This window comes from Consotaella aegiceratis, from assembly GCF_036541425.1.
Taxonomy (GTDB): Bacteria; Pseudomonadota; Alphaproteobacteria; order Rhizobiales; family Rhizobiaceae; genus Consotaella; species Consotaella aegiceratis.
Genome location: NZ_JAZHFT010000008.1, coordinates 1 through 17,725, shown reverse-complemented (window position 1 = coordinate 17,725; position 17,725 = coordinate 1). Strand labels below are relative to the sequence as shown.

The 17,725-nt window shown below is 65.0% G+C and carries 17 protein-coding genes; 10 read left to right on the top strand and 7 right to left on the bottom strand.

The window, feature by feature from the left end; all coding sequences use genetic code 11:
• Positions 1-84 precede the first annotated feature (84 nt).
• Positions 85-690 carry an RNA 2',3'-cyclic phosphodiesterase gene (gene thpR, locus SMD10_RS07695; RefSeq protein WP_331685093.1) on the bottom strand — a complete coding sequence of 202 codons (606 nt, stop codon included), beginning with the start codon at positions 688-690 and terminating at the stop codon, positions 85-87.
• A 153-nt stretch (positions 691-843) separates the two neighbouring features.
• Positions 844-1,518 carry an arylesterase gene (locus SMD10_RS07690; protein ID WP_331685092.1) on the bottom strand — a complete coding sequence of 225 codons (675 nt, stop codon included), beginning with the start codon at positions 1,516-1,518 and terminating at the stop codon, positions 844-846.
• Between the two features lie 70 nt (positions 1,519-1,588).
• On the opposite strand from SMD10_RS07690, the gene SMD10_RS07685 reads away from it, so the two are divergent.
• The 4 genes from SMD10_RS07685 (at position 1,589) to SMD10_RS07670 (ending at position 6,600) form a co-directional block, all read left to right on the top strand.
• On the top strand, positions 1,589-2,305 hold the full coding sequence (locus SMD10_RS07685; RefSeq protein WP_331685091.1) for an ABC transporter ATP-binding protein: 717 nt from the start codon (positions 1,589-1,591) through the stop codon (positions 2,303-2,305).
• Positions 2,302-4,893, top strand: a complete 2,592-nt coding sequence (locus SMD10_RS07680) for an ABC transporter permease (protein WP_432757207.1) — start codon at positions 2,302-2,304, stop codon at positions 4,891-4,893. Before SMD10_RS07685 ends, SMD10_RS07680 begins: the two co-directional genes overlap by 4 nt.
• Positions 4,894-5,146: 253 nt before the next feature.
• Positions 5,147-5,926 (top strand): Bax inhibitor-1/YccA family protein, encoded by a 780-nt coding sequence (locus SMD10_RS07675; RefSeq protein ID WP_331685090.1) that lies wholly within the window; start codon positions 5,147-5,149, stop codon positions 5,924-5,926.
• 110 nt (positions 5,927-6,036) lie between these two features.
• On the top strand, positions 6,037-6,600 hold the full coding sequence (locus SMD10_RS07670) for a GNAT family N-acetyltransferase (protein ID WP_331685089.1): 564 nt from the start codon (positions 6,037-6,039) through the stop codon (positions 6,598-6,600).
• A 134-nt stretch (positions 6,601-6,734) separates the two neighbouring features.
• Here SMD10_RS07670 and SMD10_RS07665 read toward each other — a convergent pair whose 3' ends face one another.
• The 3 genes from SMD10_RS07665 to acnA all read right to left on the bottom strand — a co-directional run bounded on the left by SMD10_RS07665 (position 6,735) and on the right by acnA (position 10,963).
• The gene (locus tag SMD10_RS07665) at positions 6,735-7,115 is read right to left on the bottom strand and encodes a DUF2794 domain-containing protein (protein WP_432757206.1); all 381 of its coding nucleotides are present in this window, start codon (positions 7,113-7,115) and stop codon (positions 6,735-6,737) included.
• A 127-nt stretch (positions 7,116-7,242) separates the two neighbouring features.
• Complete coding sequence (locus tag SMD10_RS07660; RefSeq protein ID WP_331685088.1) at positions 7,243-8,010, bottom strand: DUF1223 domain-containing protein; 768 nt, start codon at positions 8,008-8,010, stop codon at positions 7,243-7,245.
• Between the two features lie 241 nt (positions 8,011-8,251).
• On the bottom strand, positions 8,252-10,963 hold the full coding sequence (gene acnA / locus SMD10_RS07655; RefSeq protein ID WP_331685087.1) for an aconitate hydratase AcnA: 2,712 nt from the start codon (positions 10,961-10,963) through the stop codon (positions 8,252-8,254).
• A 328-nt stretch (positions 10,964-11,291) separates the two neighbouring features.
• On the opposite strand from acnA, the gene ccmA reads away from it, so the two are divergent.
• On the top strand, positions 11,292-11,963 hold the full coding sequence (gene ccmA / locus SMD10_RS07650) for a heme ABC exporter ATP-binding protein CcmA (protein WP_331685214.1): 672 nt from the start codon (positions 11,292-11,294) through the stop codon (positions 11,961-11,963).
• Positions 11,960-12,613: a heme exporter protein CcmB gene (ccmB, locus tag SMD10_RS07645; protein ID WP_331685086.1), complete on the top strand. Its 654-nt coding sequence runs from the start codon at positions 11,960-11,962 to the stop codon at positions 12,611-12,613. Before ccmA ends, ccmB begins: the two co-directional genes overlap by 4 nt.
• A 47-nt stretch (positions 12,614-12,660) precedes the next feature.
• On the opposite strand, the gene SMD10_RS07640 is transcribed toward ccmB, so the two are convergent.
• Positions 12,661-14,343, bottom strand: a complete 1,683-nt coding sequence (locus SMD10_RS07640; protein WP_331685085.1) for a hypothetical protein — start codon at positions 14,341-14,343, stop codon at positions 12,661-12,663.
• A 264-nt stretch (positions 14,344-14,607) separates the two neighbouring features.
• Between SMD10_RS07640 and tam the strand changes: the two genes are divergently transcribed.
• The 4 genes from tam (at position 14,608) to SMD10_RS07620 (ending at position 17,078) form a co-directional block, all read left to right on the top strand.
• Positions 14,608-15,387: a trans-aconitate 2-methyltransferase gene (gene tam, locus SMD10_RS07635; RefSeq protein ID WP_331685084.1), complete on the top strand. Its 780-nt coding sequence runs from the start codon at positions 14,608-14,610 to the stop codon at positions 15,385-15,387.
• Positions 15,388-15,479: 92 nt separating this feature from the next.
• Entirely contained in the window at positions 15,480-16,238 is a 759-nt protein-coding gene (locus SMD10_RS07630) for a heme ABC transporter permease (protein ID WP_331685083.1), read from the top strand.
• A 19-nt stretch (positions 16,239-16,257) separates the two neighbouring features.
• Positions 16,258-16,440, top strand: coding sequence for a heme exporter protein CcmD (gene ccmD / locus SMD10_RS07625; protein WP_331685081.1), 183 nt, complete (start codon positions 16,258-16,260; stop codon positions 16,438-16,440).
• Complete coding sequence (locus SMD10_RS07620; RefSeq protein WP_331685080.1) at positions 16,437-17,078, top strand: DsbE family thiol:disulfide interchange protein; 642 nt, start codon at positions 16,437-16,439, stop codon at positions 17,076-17,078. Before ccmD ends, SMD10_RS07620 begins: the two co-directional genes overlap by 4 nt.
• A gap of 36 nt (positions 17,079-17,114) precedes the next feature.
• Here SMD10_RS07620 and SMD10_RS07615 read toward each other — a convergent pair whose 3' ends face one another.
• Positions 17,115-17,543, bottom strand: a complete 429-nt coding sequence (locus tag SMD10_RS07615) for an EVE domain-containing protein (protein ID WP_331685079.1) — start codon at positions 17,541-17,543, stop codon at positions 17,115-17,117.
• Positions 17,544-17,725 lie beyond the last annotated feature (182 nt).

Here is a 17,725-nt window from a genome sequence, read left to right as displayed (position 1 = left end):
CTGTTCTCCTCGTGCTCTCGGACGAGAAGATGGTTGCCGCGCCCACCTTCGGCAAGCCCGGACGCCCGCAACTCCTGTCGCCGTCTAACGGCCGTATCCGGCGCTGGCGAATGGCACTTCGTCGCTGTCAACCGGCCAGGTCTCGGCTGCTCGCGCCGCTGTCAGAGGATAGGCCTCTTCCAGGATGTAGGGGCCGCCGCCGACCGAATCCTTCGACGAGAACAGCCCGAACCGGGTGACCGTGAAAGGCGCCGTGCGGAAGTTTCCGCGCCCGGCCAGATAGCGCGCGAGCTCTTCCGGCTTCGGCTGCTTGAGCCGCGCAATGGTGACGTGCGGCGTGAACTTGCGCTGATCGGACGCGACACCGAGGCGGCGCAGCGTGCGGTCGATATCGGCCTGCAGGGCATCGAGCGCAGGTGAGGGCTCGACGCCGGCATAGAGCGAATGCGGCTTCTTCGAACCGAACACCTCCACGCCCCGCAAGGCCAGGGTGAAGGACGGGCGTTCGACCCGATCGAGGGCCGCGACCACCTCGTCGGCCAGCCTGGCCTCGATGTCGCCGATGAAGCGAAGAGTCAGGTGGTAGTTTTCGGGCTCGATCCATCGGGCCGAGGGCAGGCCGCCGCGCAGGAAGGAGAGCGAAAGCGCGGCGTCGCGCGGTATTTCGACAGCGGTGAAAAGTCGCGGCATTGGAGGCTCCTTCCGCTTCGAATCACGTGCAGCGTCGAGAGTTCCATCTGGCGAGCGTTGGTTCAAGGATGAACGCCTGCAAAAGGTAAACGCCTCGATCCGTCTGGTGAACAATACACAGGAAAGTTTGGCCGGAGATGGAATGGGCGCCGCTCACCCGGCGGCGGCGGCGATGATTTCGTCGAGCTGCTTGGTCACCGCGGGCAGGATGCGCTCGACGATGATCTTCACGCCGGCGGGGTTCGGGTGCATGTGGTCGGCCTGATTGAGCGCCGGGTCCGCCGCGACGCCGTCGAGGAAGAACGGATAAAAGGCGACGTCGTGGTCTTCGGCGAGGCGCGGAAAGATGGCGTCGAACGATTTGGCATAGTCCTCGCCCATGTTGGGCGGCGCCATCATGCCGGTCAAAAGCACCGGAATCTGCCGCTCGCCGAGCCGATTCAGGATCTGGTCGAGATTGGTCTCTGCGATCTTCGGCGCGACGCCGCGCAGCGCATCGTTGGCTCCGAGTTCGAGGATGACGAGATCGGTATTTTCGGGCACCGACCAGTCGAGACGGGCGAGGCCGCCGCTGGTGGTGTCGCCCGATACGCCGGCGTTGATCACGTTCACGTCATAGCCGTTCTGCCTGAGCGCGGCCTGGAGCTGCTCCGGAAAGGACTCGCCCGGGCCGACGCCATAGCCCGCCGACAGGCTGTCGCCGAAGGCTACCACCTGCACGGCAGTATCGGCCTCGCCGTCGGACGAGGCGGCATGAGCGAGGGAAGGCGCCGCGATCAGCAATAGCAAGACAGCGAGGCGGCTCAGACTCTGTTGGAAGCGATGCATGGCAAACCCATATAGCGGACGGCCTTTCCGATAAGGCTCTCGTGTTTCACCGATATAGGAAGGCTCGACCTTGTCGGAACCGGCGATCGTTCTCGAAGACGTTCATCTGACCCTCGGCAGCGGACGAAACGCCGTGCACGTGCTCAAGGGGATCGGCCTGACCGTGGCGGCCGGCGAATCCGTCGGCATCGTCGGCCCTTCCGGATCGGGCAAATCGACGTTGCTGATGGTGCTCGCGGGGTTGGAGCGGGCCGACAGCGGCGTGGTGTCGATCGCTGGCCAGTCGCTTGCCGGGTTGAGCGAGGACCGATTGGCCGCCTTTCGCGGCCGCAATGTGGGGATCGTCTTCCAGTCGTTCCATCTCATCCCCAACATGACGGCGCTGGAAAACGTCGCCGTGCCGCTCGAACTGGCCGGCGCGGGCGACGCCTTTGCGCGGGCCGAACAGGAACTGGCCAGCGTCGGGCTGAAGGATCGCGTCCATCACTATCCGGGCGAGCTGTCGGGCGGCGAGCAGCAGCGCGTGGCGATCGCAAGAGCGCTCGCGCCGGAGCCGGCGATCCTCATCGCCGACGAGCCCACCGGCAATCTCGATCAGGAGACCGGCCGGCAGGTCGCCAACCTTCTGTTTGCCGAGCAGGGCCGTCGCCATATGACGCTCGTTCTGGTCACCCATGATCCCTCGCTGGCGTCGCGCTGCGGTCGCGAAGTGGCCGTGCGCTCCGGTCGGATCGTCTCCGTTCCGACGCCGCCGTCAGCCCGCGAACTGGCGGACCAGTCTGCATGAGCGCGGTCGGAGAAGCGGCGGCGGCGCCGGGCACGCATGTGGGCCGGCCGGTGGGCTTGAACCGTTGGCGTCTGGCGTTGCGCTTCGCCATCCGCGAGATGCGCGGCGGCCTCAAGGGATTCTACATCTTCCTGGCCTGCATTGCGCTGGGCGTCGGCGCCATCGGCGCCGTGAACTCCGTTTCGGCGATGATGAACGACGGCATCGAGCGCGAGGGCCGGGCGATACTCGGCGGCGATCTGCGCTTCGAACTGGAGCAGCGTCCCGCATCCGCCGAGGAGCGCGCCTATCTCGACGGGCTGGGCGACGTGACGGAGGTCGTCGAGCTGCGCTCCATGGTGCGGCTGGCCGACGGCAGCGACCAGTCGCTCGCCGAGGTGAAGGCGGTGGACGGCGCCTATCCCCTCTATGGGACGCTCGATCTCGATTCCGATCGCCCGCTCGGCGATCATCTTGCCGAACGGAATGGGCGCTTCGGCGCGGTCGCGGCGGAGGAGCTCTACGAGCGCCTGGGACTGAAGCCGGGTGCGGTGGTGCGGCTGGGCAGCATCGAGCTGGAACTGCGCGGCGTTCTGGAACGCGAGCCCGACGTGTTGTCCGGCGGCTTCAACTTCGCACCGCGCCTGATGATCTCCAGCGAGGCATTGCAGGCCAGCGGTCTCGTCCAGCCCGGCAGTCTGGTGGAATACGCCTACAAGGTCCGGCTGCGGGCGGGCGGCGATGCCGATCGCATCGCCGAGATCGCGGGCGAGCGATTTCCCGAGGCCGGTTGGAGCGTGCGCAGCTATGAGCGCGCCGCGCCGTCGCTTCAGCGCAATATCGAGCGGTTCTCGCAGTTCCTGACCCTGGTCGGCCTGACGGCTCTGATCGTCGGGGGCGTCGGCATCGCCAACGCCGTCAACGCCTATCTCGATTCCAAGCGCATGGTGATTGCGACCTTCAAGAGCCTGGGCGCGGGCGGATCGTTCGTCGTCGGCGTCTACCTCCTCCAGGTTATGGTTCTGGCAGCCATCGGCATCGCGATCGGCCTGGTGCTTGCGGCGGTGGCTCCCTTCGGCACGGCGCGTTTCCTCGAAAGCGTCATTCCCGTCGCGGCGGAGGCGACCGTCTATCCCGGTGCTTTGGCACTCGCGGCCCTCTTCGGTCTGCTGACGGCGCTCGCCTTCGCGCTGCTGCCGCTGGGTCGCACGCGCGACGTCGCCGCCACGGCCCTGTTTCGGGAGACCGGCACCTCAGGCGGCTATCGTATGCGCTGGGGCTACCTCGCTGCCGGGCTCGGCCTGGCGCTGGTGGTCGCCGCGCTGGCCTTGACGATCGCCAGCGACCGCCGGGTCGCCTTGATCTTCCTCGCCGCGACGGCTGCCGCCTTCCTGATCCTGCGAGTGGTCGCATGGGGCATCCAGGCGCTGGCGCGTCGGGCGCCGCACGTCGCTTCGACGCCGCTGCGTCTGGCGATCGGCAACATCCATCGCCCCGGCGCGCTGACGTCGTCGATCGTGCTGTCGCTCGGCCTCGGGCTGACGCTCTTGGTGACCATCGCCATCATCGATTACGATCTGCGCCACGAGATCGGCACGTCGATCGCCGCGCGCGCGCCCAACTTCTTCTTCGTCGACATCCAGGGCAGCGAGGTCGACGCCTTCGAGAACGAGGTCGCCCAATTGGCCCCGGATGGCGATCTCGACGCCGTGCCGATGCTGCGCGGCCGCATCACCAAGCTCAACGGCGAAGACGTCGCCACCATGGAGGTGCCTCCCGAAGGGGCCTGGGTGTTGCGCGGCGATCGCGGCGTCACATACTCCGCGACGGTCCCCGAAAATTCGACGCTGACGGCAGGCGAATGGTGGCCGGAGGACTATTCCGGCGAACCGCTGGTCTCGTTTTCCGACGAGGAGGGCAGGGCGCTCGGTCTGAAGGTCGGCGACACGGTCAGCGTCAACGTTCTCGGGCGCGAGGTGACGACGCGGATTGCCAATTTCCGGGCGGTGGAATGGGAAAGCCTGTCGATCAACTTCGTCATGGTGTTCTCGCCCAACACCTTTGCCGGCGCGCCGCATGCATGGCTCGCGACGCTCAGCCTGCCCGACGGCTCGGCGACCGACGAAAAGGCGATCTTGAACGGCATCACCAACGCCTTTCCAGCCGTGACCACGGTTCGGGTGAAGGACGCGCTCGATGCCGTCAACGGGCTGATCGCGCAGCTGGCGCTGGCCATCCGGGCGGCGGCAGCCGTCGCTCTGGTCGCATCGGTACTGGTGCTGTCCGGCGCCCTGGCTGCGGGAACACGGGGACGCATCCACGATGCCGTGGTCCTGAAGACGCTCGGCGCCACGCGCATGACGCTGATCCGGGCCTATACGACGGAGTATATGCTGCTGGGCGCCGCCACCGCCGTCTTCGCGATTGCCGCCGGCGCGCTGTCGGCGTGGTTCGTCGTCGCGCAGATCATGCAGCTTCCCTATCGCTTTGACTGGACGGTGGCGCTGACGACGCTGGTGATTTCGCTGGTGCTCACCGTCGGCTTCGGTCTGGCCGGCACATGGCGGGTGCTCGGACAGAAGGCCGCGCCCGTGCTGCGCGAATTGTAAGCCGTCCTGACAAGGCGCGCTCGAACGTGAGGCAGCCTACGACCACCATGGTTAATGACGAAGATTTAACCGAGATCGCCCGGTTTTCAGCCCTTTGCGGCATGACCACGCACTTGTAACGGAACGCCGAAATCCGCATATTGCTGGCAGGCTAGCTGGGCGTCCCGCCAGCGGCGCCTCGGCCCCGCTCGACGCATCTTGCGTTCGGCAGGCCGACACCCGACGGGACACGCAGAAAGGGAAGTGTTCAAAGATGGCTGACTATCGGAATTACGGCGCGCGCAGCGTGCCCGCTGCCGGTGCCAGGGCGGATGCCTCGATCGACCAGGGCCTCCGTTCCTACATGCTCAAGGTCTACAACCTGATGGCCGCCGGTCTGGCGATCACCGGTGTGGCGGCCTATGGCCTATTCTCGGTGGCGACGACGAGCGACCCGAGTCAGGCCGTGGCTCAAATCAAGAACACCTATCTGACCTCCGTCGGTGCCGCCGTTTACGGTTCGCCGCTGCAGTGGGTTCTGATGCTGGCGCCGTTGGCCGTCGTTTTCTTCCTGTCGTTCCGCGTCCACAAGATGAGCGTTTCGGCAGCCCGCACCACGTTCTGGGCCTACGCCGCGCTGGTTGGATTGTCGTTGTCGACGATCTTCATCATCTTTACGCCCGACTCCATCGTCCAGACGTTCTTTGCCACGGCTGCCGGCTTCGGCGCTCTTTCGCTCTACGGCTATACGACGCGCCGAGATCTGTCGGGCATGGGCTCGTTCCTGTTCATGGGCGTGATCGGCATCATTATCGCCTCGATCATCAACATCTTCATCGGCTCGGGCGCCATCGCCTTCGCCATCTCGGTGATCGGCGTTCTGGTGTTCGCCGGCCTCACCGCCTACGACACCCAGCAGATCAAGGAAATGTATTACGAGGGCGACGGATCGGCTGTGATGGGCCGCAAGGCCATCATGGGCGCGCTCAGGCTCTACCTCGACTTCATCAACATGTTCATGTTCCTGCTGCAGCTCTTCGGCAACCGGAACTAGGGCTCACATTGAACGGGGTCATTTCAGGGCGGTCTTCGGGCCGCCCTTTTCTTTTGGTTCGCGGTTTGGCAAGCAGGATCGATCGTCATCTTTTCGTCAGACCGAACCCAATGACCGCCGCCACCCTTCGCCCCGCCTCGCCGGCCGACATTCCCGCCATCACTGCGATCTACCGCGAGGCCGTCCTCCATGGCACGGCATCCTACGAACTGACGCCGCCCGACGAAGCGGAAATGCGGCGCCGCTTCGAGGGCCTCATCGCCGACGGTTATCCCTATATCGTCGCCGTCGACGCCGAGGGGGGCGTGCTGGGCTATGCCTATGCCGGGCCGTTTCGCACGCGGCCGGCCTATCGCTGGTCGGTCGAAGATTCCGTCTATCTCGCGCCTGCGGCGCAGGGCCGCGGGCTCGGCGGGCTGCTGCTCGACCGTCTGCTCGAGCTCTGTCGGGAGAACGGGTTTCGCCAGATGATCGCGGTCATCGGGGGCTCCGACCACTTTCCGTCCATCCGCCTGCACGAGCGGGCCGGTTTCGAGCACATCGGCGTCTTCAAGGCATCCGGGTTCAAGCATGGGCGTTGGCTCGACACGGTGCTGATGCAGCTGGCGCTCGGGCCGGGCGCGACGACCGATCCGGACGAGAGCGTCTATCCCGGAACGCTATTCAAGGGCTGAGGGAAGACGCAAAGCCATTGGCAGACCGTACAAGGACAGGCCTTGGTGCGGCAGTGAAAACTCCACGCCGCCCTCCCGGCCTTGAGCCGGGAGCCATTCCAGACGGCGTCATCCACCCGCGCGTCCGAATTCGCTCAGTTCGACTCCACCACCTTCAGATGCCGGTCGAAGACGCCAAGCACGGCTTTCAGATCATGGCCGCGCTTGAGGATCTGGCCGCTCGCCGCAATCACCGAGAAGGCGCCCTGCTTGCGGGCGAGCTTCGGATTCTTCTCGATCCGATAGAGCGGCATCTCGCTGGTCCGGCGGAAGATCGAGAAGACCGCGCGGTCCTTCAGCGTGTCGATGGCGTAGTCGCGCCATTCGCCGGCAGCGACCATCTGGCCGTAGACCCGCAATATTTCGGACAATTCGCGTCGATCGAACGACACCAGCGGCACCGGAGGAGAAGCGCGCACCAGCGGGAATTCGACAACCGCGCTGGTGCGCTCGCGCTCTGGCCAGAAATCGTCCACCGGTCCGTTTCCTTCTTTATGTTTCCATCCTGGGCGCATGGTCGCACGAAAGAAAGTTTGTCGCAAAAGCTTTACGGAAGGCTGCCGCGACGTTTATGCGCACCGCTGGTTTCCGACAGTCTAGCCGCTATTCGAGCGTCAATGTGGCGGCAGCCAGGATGGCGCCCGGGGCGCCTTTGTCGGTCACCACTTGAAGAAGCGCAGCGCAGCCGGTGCGGCCCTCCGGCTCGTCGGTCAGCGAGGCGATCGGAATATCCACCTCCAGCGGCTTGCCCGCCCACATGCCGACCACCTGCCAATCCCGTACGGGATGCGTGTTGATCAGCGTGCGGCCGGCGTTCTCGCCGTGCCGGACGGCGATCTGCTTCTGCTCGTCGTAGGTGGCGAGGATCAGCACCGTGGTCTGGCCCCGAAGCGAGGGGTCGGCGTCGGCACGGATGTGAAGGTGGCCGTCGATCCTCTGAAGCCGGATCTGGGCGTCGATCGCATCGGACTGGAGCCCTGTCGCGGCCAGCGCCGCATCGATCTGATGCCGCCGCGACCCGACCACCTGGCGGCGGCCGTTGACCACGGCCTGCGGCGTATAGACCGTGCCGCCGCCGAACGCCTTGGCATAGTCCCGCTGGCGCTCCGTGGCCTGCGGCGAACCGAAGGTGTCGCGCCAGCCGATATAATCCCAGTAGTCCACGTGATAGGCGAGCGTCACCAGGTTCGGTTGCCGGGCCAGTTCGGTGAGAACGGCTTCGGCCGGCGGACAGGACGAGCAGCCCTGGCTGGTGAAGAGTTCGACGACGCCGGTGATCTCGCTGCTGTCCGAGCCAGCCTGTGCCTCAGCGATGCGGGGAAGGGACAAAAGCACGGTGGCCGTCATCAGGAAGGCGGCGATGACTCGCACGTGAAGTCCTCCGGTGGGTCCTCCGCTCCGGCTTAATGTCCGGACGGCGGGCTGGCACTTCGCTCAACAGCTTTGCCAGACGAATTATTCTGGCAGCACCCATAGCACGGCGGATCTTACGAGCGAGTCAATTGCGGGTGAGACGGCCCCGCCATCGGATGACAATCGCGCGACGGCGCCGCGAGCAGGTTGCCCGCGGCGCCGTTGCGAGGCCGGCCGAAAGACCGGCATTGCATGAGCCTTAGGCGGCAAGACGCCGCAGCACGTAGTGCAGGATGCCGCCGTTCTTGTAGTATTCGAGCTCGTCCAGCGTATCGATCCGGCAGTAGAGCGGAACGGTGAGCACCGTGCCGTCCGACTTCTCGATCTTCGCGTCCAGGGTCTGGCGCGGCTGGATGTCGGCCAGGCCCTCGATGGTGACGATCTCGTCGCCCTTCAGCCCGAGGCTCTGCCAGGTCGTGCCCTTTTCGGCGAAGAGGAAGGGGACGACGCCCATGCCGACGAGGTTGGAGCGGTGGATGCGCTCGAAGGATTCGGCGATCACCGCCTTGACGCCCAGGAGCACGGTGCCTTTGGCCGCCCAGTCGCGCGAGGAGCCGGTGCCGTATTCCTTGCCGGCGAAGATCACCAGCGGCACGCCCTCTTCCTTGTACTTCATCGCCGCGTCGTAGATCGGCATCTCGACGCCGCTCGGCTGGTGCACGGTGACGCCGCCCTCGATGCCCGGCACCATCTGGTTCTTGATGCGGATGTTGGCGAAGGTGCCGCGCATCATCACCTGATGGTTGCCGCGCCGCGAGCCGTAGGAGTTGAAGTCCACCGGCCGCACCTGATGGCTGACCAGATATTCGCCGGCCGGGCTCGCCGCCTTGATCGATCCGGCGGGCGAGATGTGGTCGGTGGTGATCGAGTCGAGGAACAGGCCCAGGATGCGCGCGCCCTTGATGTCGGTGATCGGCTCCGGCTCCTGTCCCATGCCCTCGAAATAGGGCGGGTTCTGCACGTAGGTCGAGCGGTCGTCCCAGTCGTAGGTGAGCCCGCCGGAGACCTGGATCTGCTGCCAGTTCTCGTCGCCCTTGAAGACGTCGCCGTAGCGGCTCTCGAACATGTCGCGGGTGACCGTGGCACGCACGATGTCGGCGACCTCCTTGGTCGTCGGCCAGATGTCCTTCAGATAGACGTCGTTGCCGGCCTGGTCCTGGCCGAGCGGCTCGGTCGTGATGTCCTTGAACATCGAGCCGGCGAGCGCGTACGCGACGACCAGGGGCGGGGAGGCGAGATAGTTCGCCCGCACGTCCGGATTGACGCGGCCCTCGAAGTTGCGGTTGCCCGAGAGCACCGAGCAGACGACGAGATCGTTCTCGTTGACGGCTTCCGAGATCGGCTCGGGCAACGGCCCCGAATTGCCGATGCAGGTGGTGCAGCCGTAGCCGACGAGGTTGAAGCCGAGCGCGTCGAGATCGGGCTGCAGGCCCGCCTTCTCGAGATACTCCGTCACCACCTGGCTTCCGGGCGCCAGCGAGGTCTTCACCCAGGGCTTCACCTTGAGACCCTTCTCATGCGCCTTGCGGGCGAGCAGGCCGGCAGCCACCAGCACGTTCGGGTTAGAGGTGTTGGTGCACGAGGTGATCGCGGCGATCACTACGTCGCCATGGGCGAGGCCGTGGTCCGCTCCTTCGACGGGAACGCGCGTCTTGGCCGCGACGGCCGCGTCCACCGCTTCCTTCTTGGCGGGGCCGACGATCTCGCCGATGGCGGTCTTGAAGGCGCTGGCGGCATCGGTCAGCGCCACGCGGTCCTGCGGCCGCTTCGGGCCGGCGAGCGAGGGGACGACGGTCGCCAGGTCGAGTTCCAGCGTGTCGGTGAACACCGGATCGGGCGTGCCGTCCTCGCGGAACATGCCCTGCGCCTTAGCATAGGCCTCCACCAGCGCGATGCGGTCCTTGTCGCGGCCGGTCGCCTCCAGATAGGCGATGGTGTCCTTGTCGATCGGGAAGAAGCCGCAGGTCGCGCCATATTCCGGCGCCATGTTGGCGATCGTCGCCTGGTCTTCGAGGCTGAGGTTGGAGAGGCCGGGGCCGAAGAACTCGACGAACTTGCCGACGACGCCCTTCTTGCGCAGCATCTGGGTGACGGTGAGCACCAGGTCGGTCGCCGTCGTGCCCTCGGGCAGCTTGCCGTCCAGGCGGAAGCCGATCACCTCGGGAATCAGCATGGAGATCGGCTGGCCGAGCATCGCGGCTTCGGCTTCGATGCCGCCGACGCCCCAGCCGAGCACCGACAGGCCGTTGACCATGGTGGTGTGCGAATCGGTGCCCACCAGCGTGTCGGGATAGGCGATCGTCTCGCCGCCCTCGTCCCTGGTCCACACCGTCTGGGCCAGATATTCCAGGTTCACCTGATGGCAGATGCCAGTCCCGGGGGGCACGACCCGGAAGTTTTCGAAGGCCTCCTGGCCCCAGCGCAGGAAGGTGTAGCGCTCGCCGTTGCGGCCGTATTCGGCGTCGACGTTCTTGGAAAATGAGTCCTTCTGGCCGAAATAGTCGACCATCACCGAGTGGTCGATGACGAGATCGACCGGCACCAGCGGATTGACGCGCTTGGGATCGGCGCCGAGCGCGCTCGTGGCATCGCGCATGGCCGCGAGATCGACGACCGCCGGCACGCCGGTGAAGTCCTGCATCAGGACGCGGGCCGGCCGGTAGGCGATCTCGTAGCCCGCCGAACCCTTGTCGTTCAGCCATCCGGCCACGGCGCGGATGTCGTCGGCCTTGACGGTGCGGTCGTCTTCGTTGCGAAGCAGGTTCTCCAGAAGCACCTTCATCGAGAAGGGCAGGCGCGAGGCCCCTTCCAGCCCGTTCTTTTCGGCTTCCTTCAGGTCGTAATAGACGTAGTCCTTGCCATTCACGGACAGCGTTTTGCGGCTTTTGAATGTATCGAGTTTCTGTGCCACGCGGTTTCGTTCCTTCCCGAACCAGGTTTAGTCCGAAGGGCGAACGCCTGCTGCACCGGATGGCGCGCAAGGAAAGCGGGTACGACCATTTCCGCCTGTCCGCCCTGACGACCGCCCCGTCCCCACTGATGACATGGATCAAGGCAGGCGTCACAAGATCGGCGCTGAGTGCCCACGCCGGTCGCTGGTGTGGTTGCGGTGGTTATAGGTAAGTTTGTAATCGCTATAAAGCCCACCCTTGAGGTTCCGGATAAAGATTGGCAAACGCCACGGATGCGAACCCCAAATTTCCCCACCGCAGCCTGAGGAGATTGGCTTTTTGATCACCGTGACCGCGGCCGGACTGTCGGCCGGCCGGGGCGGCGAGACCATCGTGCCCCCTCAGGATTTCGTGCTTCGGTCCGGCGAGGCGCTGGTCATCACCGGCCCGAACGGCGTCGGAAAATCCACGCTCCTGCGCACCATCGCCGGGCTGCTGCCCGCCATGGGCGGCCGCGTCTTCGTCGATGGCGCGCGCGCCGCCGACGGCGAGCCGGCCGAGCGCGTGGCCGACATCGCCCACTATCTGGGCCATCGCAACGCCATGAAGGCGACGATGTCGGTCGGGGCCAATCTCGCCTTCTGGCAGCGCTTCTTTGGCGGCGTTACGCGGCCGGTGGACGAGGCGCTGGCGGCGGTCGATCTCGGCCATGTGGTCGACATTCCGTTCGCCTATCTGTCAGCCGGCCAGCAGCGCCGGGCCGCGATGGCGCGGCTGATCGCGGTCGAGCGGCCCTTGTGGATCCTCGACGAGCCGACCTCGGCGCTCGACGTCGCCTCGCAGGCCCGCTTCGCCGACCTCGTCACCGCGCATCGGGCGGCCGGCGGCCTGGTGATCGCCGCCACGCACCATGCGCTTGGCCTGGAGGGCGCCCGGACGCTTCACCTGGAGCGCGAGGACGAGCCCCTCTCCGAGGCCTTTTCGGAAGCGGACCTCGCGGCGGCGGAGGGCTGGGGGTGATCGCGACCTTTGCCCGCGACCTGAAGCTCGCCTTTTCCTCCGGCGCCATGACCGGCGTCATCTTCTTTCTCGCCGTCGTCGCCACCATTCCCTTCGGCATCGGCCCCGATCTCAACCTGTTGGCGCGTATCGGCCCGGCGATTCTGTGGATCGGCGCGCTGCTCGCCGCGCTGCTCACCCTCGACCGGCTGTTTCAGGCCGATCGCGAGGACGGCACGCTCGACCTCCTGCTGATGGGCCCGACGCCGCTGCCTCTGGTGATTCTGGCGAAATGCGCCGCCCACTGGGTGGCGAGCGGCCTGCCGCTGGTGGTCGCCGCGCCGCTGCTCGGCCTGTTCCTGGCGCTCGATCCCACCGCTATCGGTGCGGTGATGGCGACGCTCGTCGTCGGCACGCCGGCGATCACGCTGATCGGCGCGGTCGGCGCCGCCGTCGCCGTCGCCCTGCCGCGCGGCGGCCTGCTCGTTTCCGTGCTGGTGCTGCCGCTCGCGATCCCCGTCCTGATCTTCGGCGTCTCGGCGACCTACGGCGCGGTCAACGACCCCGACCCCTTCCTCCCCCCCTTCATGATCCTCGTCGCCCTGACGCTGTTCTTCGGAGCGCTAGGCCCAATCGCTGCAGCGGCGGCGCTCAGGGCGAGTGGGGATTGAGGGCGGTCGCTCGGTGTATGGTTTGAACCGCCCGCGTATGTGGCGAGTCAGTGAGCACGGTTGATGTTGCGCAGCAACACCGTAATGCCGTCGTCTACAATGCTCGGCGAAACTGTTGAACTAGTTTCTGGGGAGGCGCCGAACGTCTGGGGCAATGCGATGCTTCTGTCGGTCAGGCGACCCGCCATCAATTCAGCAAGAGCCATCGCTTGTTCGGCAGCAAGTGACGTTTGGCTCTTGACCTCGGCGAACGTTTCGCTTGAAAGACGCCGCGCTGGAAGCGCTGCAAAGAGTGCCTTGGTGCTTGTGGGCGACTTGAACACCGTCATTGCCTGTACGCGAGCGACTAGGTCCGCCTTACAAAGAAACTCTGAGAACATTGCACCCGACACATTAAAGGGCCGGTCTGGGCGCGCATCAATATGGGTGAAACCAACTTGATAGAAGCCATTAGGGTTCAGCACCTCTACTGGCTCGATCGTGCGAATCGAGTCACCCCCATGACATCCATTGCAGGTGCTAGCAGCGAAACGGTGGCGCAGTTCTTCTTCTATATCGGCATCTGAGAGCCACGTGTTCACTTTCTGCCCAGCGGGAGTAACGAAGGCCCCTGGCACAATCGCGCTGCCTGCTAGGAATGGCTTTCCATTCAAAACCCACGGGATTGTAGTGCTCGGAAACGAGCGACGGAATTCATCACTTCTCAAGAACGAGATTAGCTCTTCCTGCTGCGCCGGATCGTTGAGCTCCAGCGGTGGCGTCATCTTGACGGTAGATGGAATCAGAGTTCCGTCATGGGAGAGGCGAAACTCCCTAAGTTCCCACTGATGGTCCGAGCTAGGTGGTGCGAGAAGCTCGTTCGTTCGTATCTGGCCAATCGAGACATTGTTAGGAGTCCCGTGGTCGACGTCGCGGTCAGTGAAGTCGCGCGTTATGGAGGCAAGCGCCTGATTGTAGTTTGCGCCGAAGTTCATTAAGCGAAGCTCTTCGTAGCTAGTCGCCCACTTCGTTACACCGTCGATGTTCGAGGCAGGAAGATGATATTCAAGTATTATTGTGAAAGGAAGAAATGTAAATTCTGTGCTGATTGCTTGGAATATGAATCGTCCCTCTCCACCAGAAAGAACATTATTCTGAAGAAAATCGCGAAGTACAAGATCTGGTCGGTAGCCGATTGCGATTAGCTTAAACGGTGCTGAGTTCCATGCCGAATCCGCATGGTCGCCGGTAGAATTTAGAATCTCGACAAGAGAAGGAAATTTATCAACGCCTACCGCGGCAAGCCAGGGGTCGATAATCTGATTCTCAATCTCGGGACGACGTTCAACGGTATCCCCGTGAATTTTCTGATCGACAACCATGCTGCCGAGGATGTCGGCAATTGCCGAACCAGGACCACGAAATCCGCCAATAGGCGTGAGGAGATGACGAAGTGACCAAGCAGCATCTGCGGGAGGTTCGGGCTCTTTGCCCTGGATCATTTCGCCAACGACGCTTGGGTCTGTGACCATGAGCGCATGACTGATGCAGTTCACGCAGTCGGTCGGCCAGCTGTTTTTGTCGTCCAAGGGCTCCCCGGCATCTAGGCGGACCGCGTTCGTGTCTGCTTGACAGGCGACGGTTCCATTTACACCTCGATAGGGAACTGACACTTGCGCCCACGCCGCAAGCGGGTCAGCAAGTACAACCGAGCCTATAGCCAACGAGACCAATCTCGTGATCTTTTTCATCGACGCCGACCTTATATCTAGAGTTGTATATGAGTTTGATTCATGTAGGTAAAACAATTTTAGATAGAATTTTTTTTTTTGGCAAGCTTCGCATTCGTGAACTCGTCCAGTGGGCATACGGGCTATAGGTGTAAGAGCGTGCGCATCCGCAAGGCTCTTTCGATCTTTTCGGCAAGTCTAGTGACCGATTTTGAAAGAATTGCTTGTCTTCAATTCGGAGGGGTTCCGCGAACGACGCATTATCATCTACCAGGAAGAACCCCCATGCCCGACTGGAACGCCGATCTCTACCTCCGCTTTGCCGACGAGCGGACGCGCCCGGCGCGCGAACTGCTCGCCCGCGTGCCGCTGGCCGATTGCCGCACGGCGGTCGATCTCGGCTGCGGGCCGGGGAATTCGACGGAGCTGATCGCCGAGCGGTTTGCCGGCGCCGAGATTACCGGCGTCGACACCTCGCCGGCGATGCTGGAGGCGGCGCGCGAGCGGCTGCCTGCCTGTCGTTTCGTCGAGGGCGACGTCGCGAGCTTCGAGCCGGAGACGCCGCCCGATCTCCTGTTCGCCAATGCCGTCCTGCAATGGCTGCCCGATCACGAAACCTTGTTTCCGCGCCTGATGGAGCGCCTCGCGCCGGGCGGCGTGCTGGCGGTGCAGATGCCGAACAATCTGGACGAACCGTCGCACGCCCTGATGCGCGAGACGGCCGCCGACGGCCCGTGGGCGGACAAGCTGGCGCAGGCGGCGGCAAGCCGCACGCGCCTGCTTTCGGCGGGCGCCTATTACGATCTTTTGATCCCGCGCGCCGAGAGCGTCGACATCTGGCAGACCACCTACCAGCACCGCATGGACGGGCCGGCGGCCATCGTCTCCTGGCTCAAGGCGACGGGGCTTCGGCCCTTCCTGGAGCCGTTGTCGGGCGACGAGACGCTCGATTTTCTGGCCGCCTATCAGGCCCGGCTCGCCGAGGCCTATGGCGTGCGCGCCGACGACAGCGTGCTTTTGGCCTTTCCCCGCCTCTTCATCGTCGCAAAGACCCGCGACACTTGACGGCACGGCCTCGTTGACATGGAACAAGGCCCGGCCCCTCAAATCATGAGAGGGGTTTGCCGTCGCTTGAGAACAATTCTAGTGTGGCCGGCATGAGCGAAATTGCTGCCTCCTCCTCTCAGTCGCGTTTCGCGGCGCTTGCCAATCCGACGCGGTTCCTGCAGCTGTCCGGGGCGATCCAGCCCTGGATCTACGGCACGGCCGCGCTCGTCCTGGTGGTCGGCCTCGCTCTCGGCCTGACCGCGCCGGCCGACTATCAGCAGGGCACTACGGTCAAGATCATGTTCATCCACGTGCCGTTCGCGTGGATCGCCATGATGACCTGGACGATCATGAGCATTTCGGCGCTCGGCACGCTGGTCTGGCGCCATCCGCTCGCCGACGTTTCGGTCAAGGCGGCCGCGCCGATCGGCGCCGTCTTCACCTTCCTGTGCCTGCTGACCGGATCGATCTGGGGCCGGCCGATGTGGGGCACCTGGTGGGTGTGGGATGCCCGGCTGACCTCGGTCTTCCTGCTGTTCTTGATGTATCTCGGGCTGATCGCGCTGACCCGGGCGTTGGAAGATCCCGGCCGTTCGGCGCGGGCGGCCGCCGTGCTCGTGCTGGTCGGCTTCGTCAATATTCCCATCATCAAGTTTTCCGTCGACTGGTGGAACACGCTGCATCAGCCCGCCAGCGTCATGCGGCTGGACGGCCCGGCCATGCCGGCCGCCTTCCTGGTGCCGCTGCTGGTCTGCGCGGTGGGCTTTACGCTGCTCTTCTTCGCCCTGCATCTGACGGCGATGCGCACGGAAATCCTGCGTCGGCGGGTGAGGGCGCTGTCGCGCCTGTCGGCCCGCAGCGGCGCATGACGCGAGCCGGGTGATCGACATGCAGAACGAATATTTCGCCTTCATCACCGCGGCCTACGCCATCTCGGCCCTGTCGCTTCTGGGGCTCGGCCTGTGGATCGCGCTCGACGCGCGCGCCCGGCGTTCCGAACTGAAGGCGCTGGAGGCGCGCGGCATCCGCCGCCGCTCGGATCGTCACACCAAGCAGGGGCGGCCGGCGTGAGCGAGGCTGCCACCGACGAGGCGCCCGAGACGGACGAGACCCGGCCGCGCCGCTCCCGCATCTGGGTGGCGCTGCCGCTGATCGTCTTCGCGGCGCTGTGCGTCGTGTTCTTCTACCAGCTGGTAGCGGGGCGCGACCCGCGCGAGGTGCCCTCGGTGCTGATCGGCAAGCCGGCGCCGGAAACCGTGCTGCCGGCCTTGACCGGCATCGTCTCGCCGGATGGCGGGCCGGTGAAGGGGCTGGATCTTCCGGCCCTGCTCGCCGAAGGCAAGCCGGTGCTGGTCAACGTCTTCGCGTCCTGGTGCGTGCCCTGCCGCATCGAGCATCCGCTCCTTCTGCAGCTGGCGCGCGACGACCGTTTCACGCTGGTCGGCATCAACTACAAGGACAAGCCCGAGAACGCGCGCGGCTTCCTCCAGGATCTCGGCAATCCCTACAGCGCGATCGGCGTCGACGAGAAGGGCGCCACGACCATCGACTGGGGCGTCTACGGCGTGCCGGAGACCTTCCTGGTCACGCCCGACGGCACCATCGCGTGGAAGCAGACCGGCCCCTTCAGCCCCGACGCGCTTCGAGACGGACTGGAGCCGGCGCTCGACACGGTACTGAAGGCCGCGCCCGGCAAGCCGGCGAATTAGGAAATTCCCCTCCGCCGGCTGCCGTTCATACGCCACTCATGCTACCGTCATGGCGGTCCGAATGATCCGGGCGTCGTCCTTGCCGATTTCGAACAGGCCGAAGCGCAGCTGGTAACCCCAGTTCGTCCGCCCCGCGGTGAAATGCAACGTCGCGAGCAGGGGCCGGATCGGCACTTCGCGGGCGTCCTGCCAGTCGACGTCGCGGCGCCAGGGCGTGAACCCCGGGCCCATGACGCCTTGATAGGGTTCGCCGTCGCGCACCGTCCCGATCGCCGTGAAGGATTGCAGGCCGTCGGCCTCGCCCAGTCGGGTCGTTGACGAATAGTAGATCACCGTGTCGCCCGGCCGGATGCGCTTCAACGGCGCGGCCTTGCCGTGGTTGACCTGCATGAAGCCGTCCTGGCGGCCTCGGCGCACGTGCTCCGCCGAGGCCACGGCGATCCAGGCGTGCGGCCTCTCAGCCATTGGAAACGGCATAGACGCGCAGCCGGTGGCCGTCCGGGTCGAGCGCCAGGAAGTTGGACACCTCGAAAAACCTCGCGTGGCTGGGCGTTTCATGATTCCATCGGTCTCGACGGGATCAGGAGGCATAGATGCGCGGGCAGCCGGGGTTCTGGGATGTTGACGAGCGATATGTCCGGCTGAGC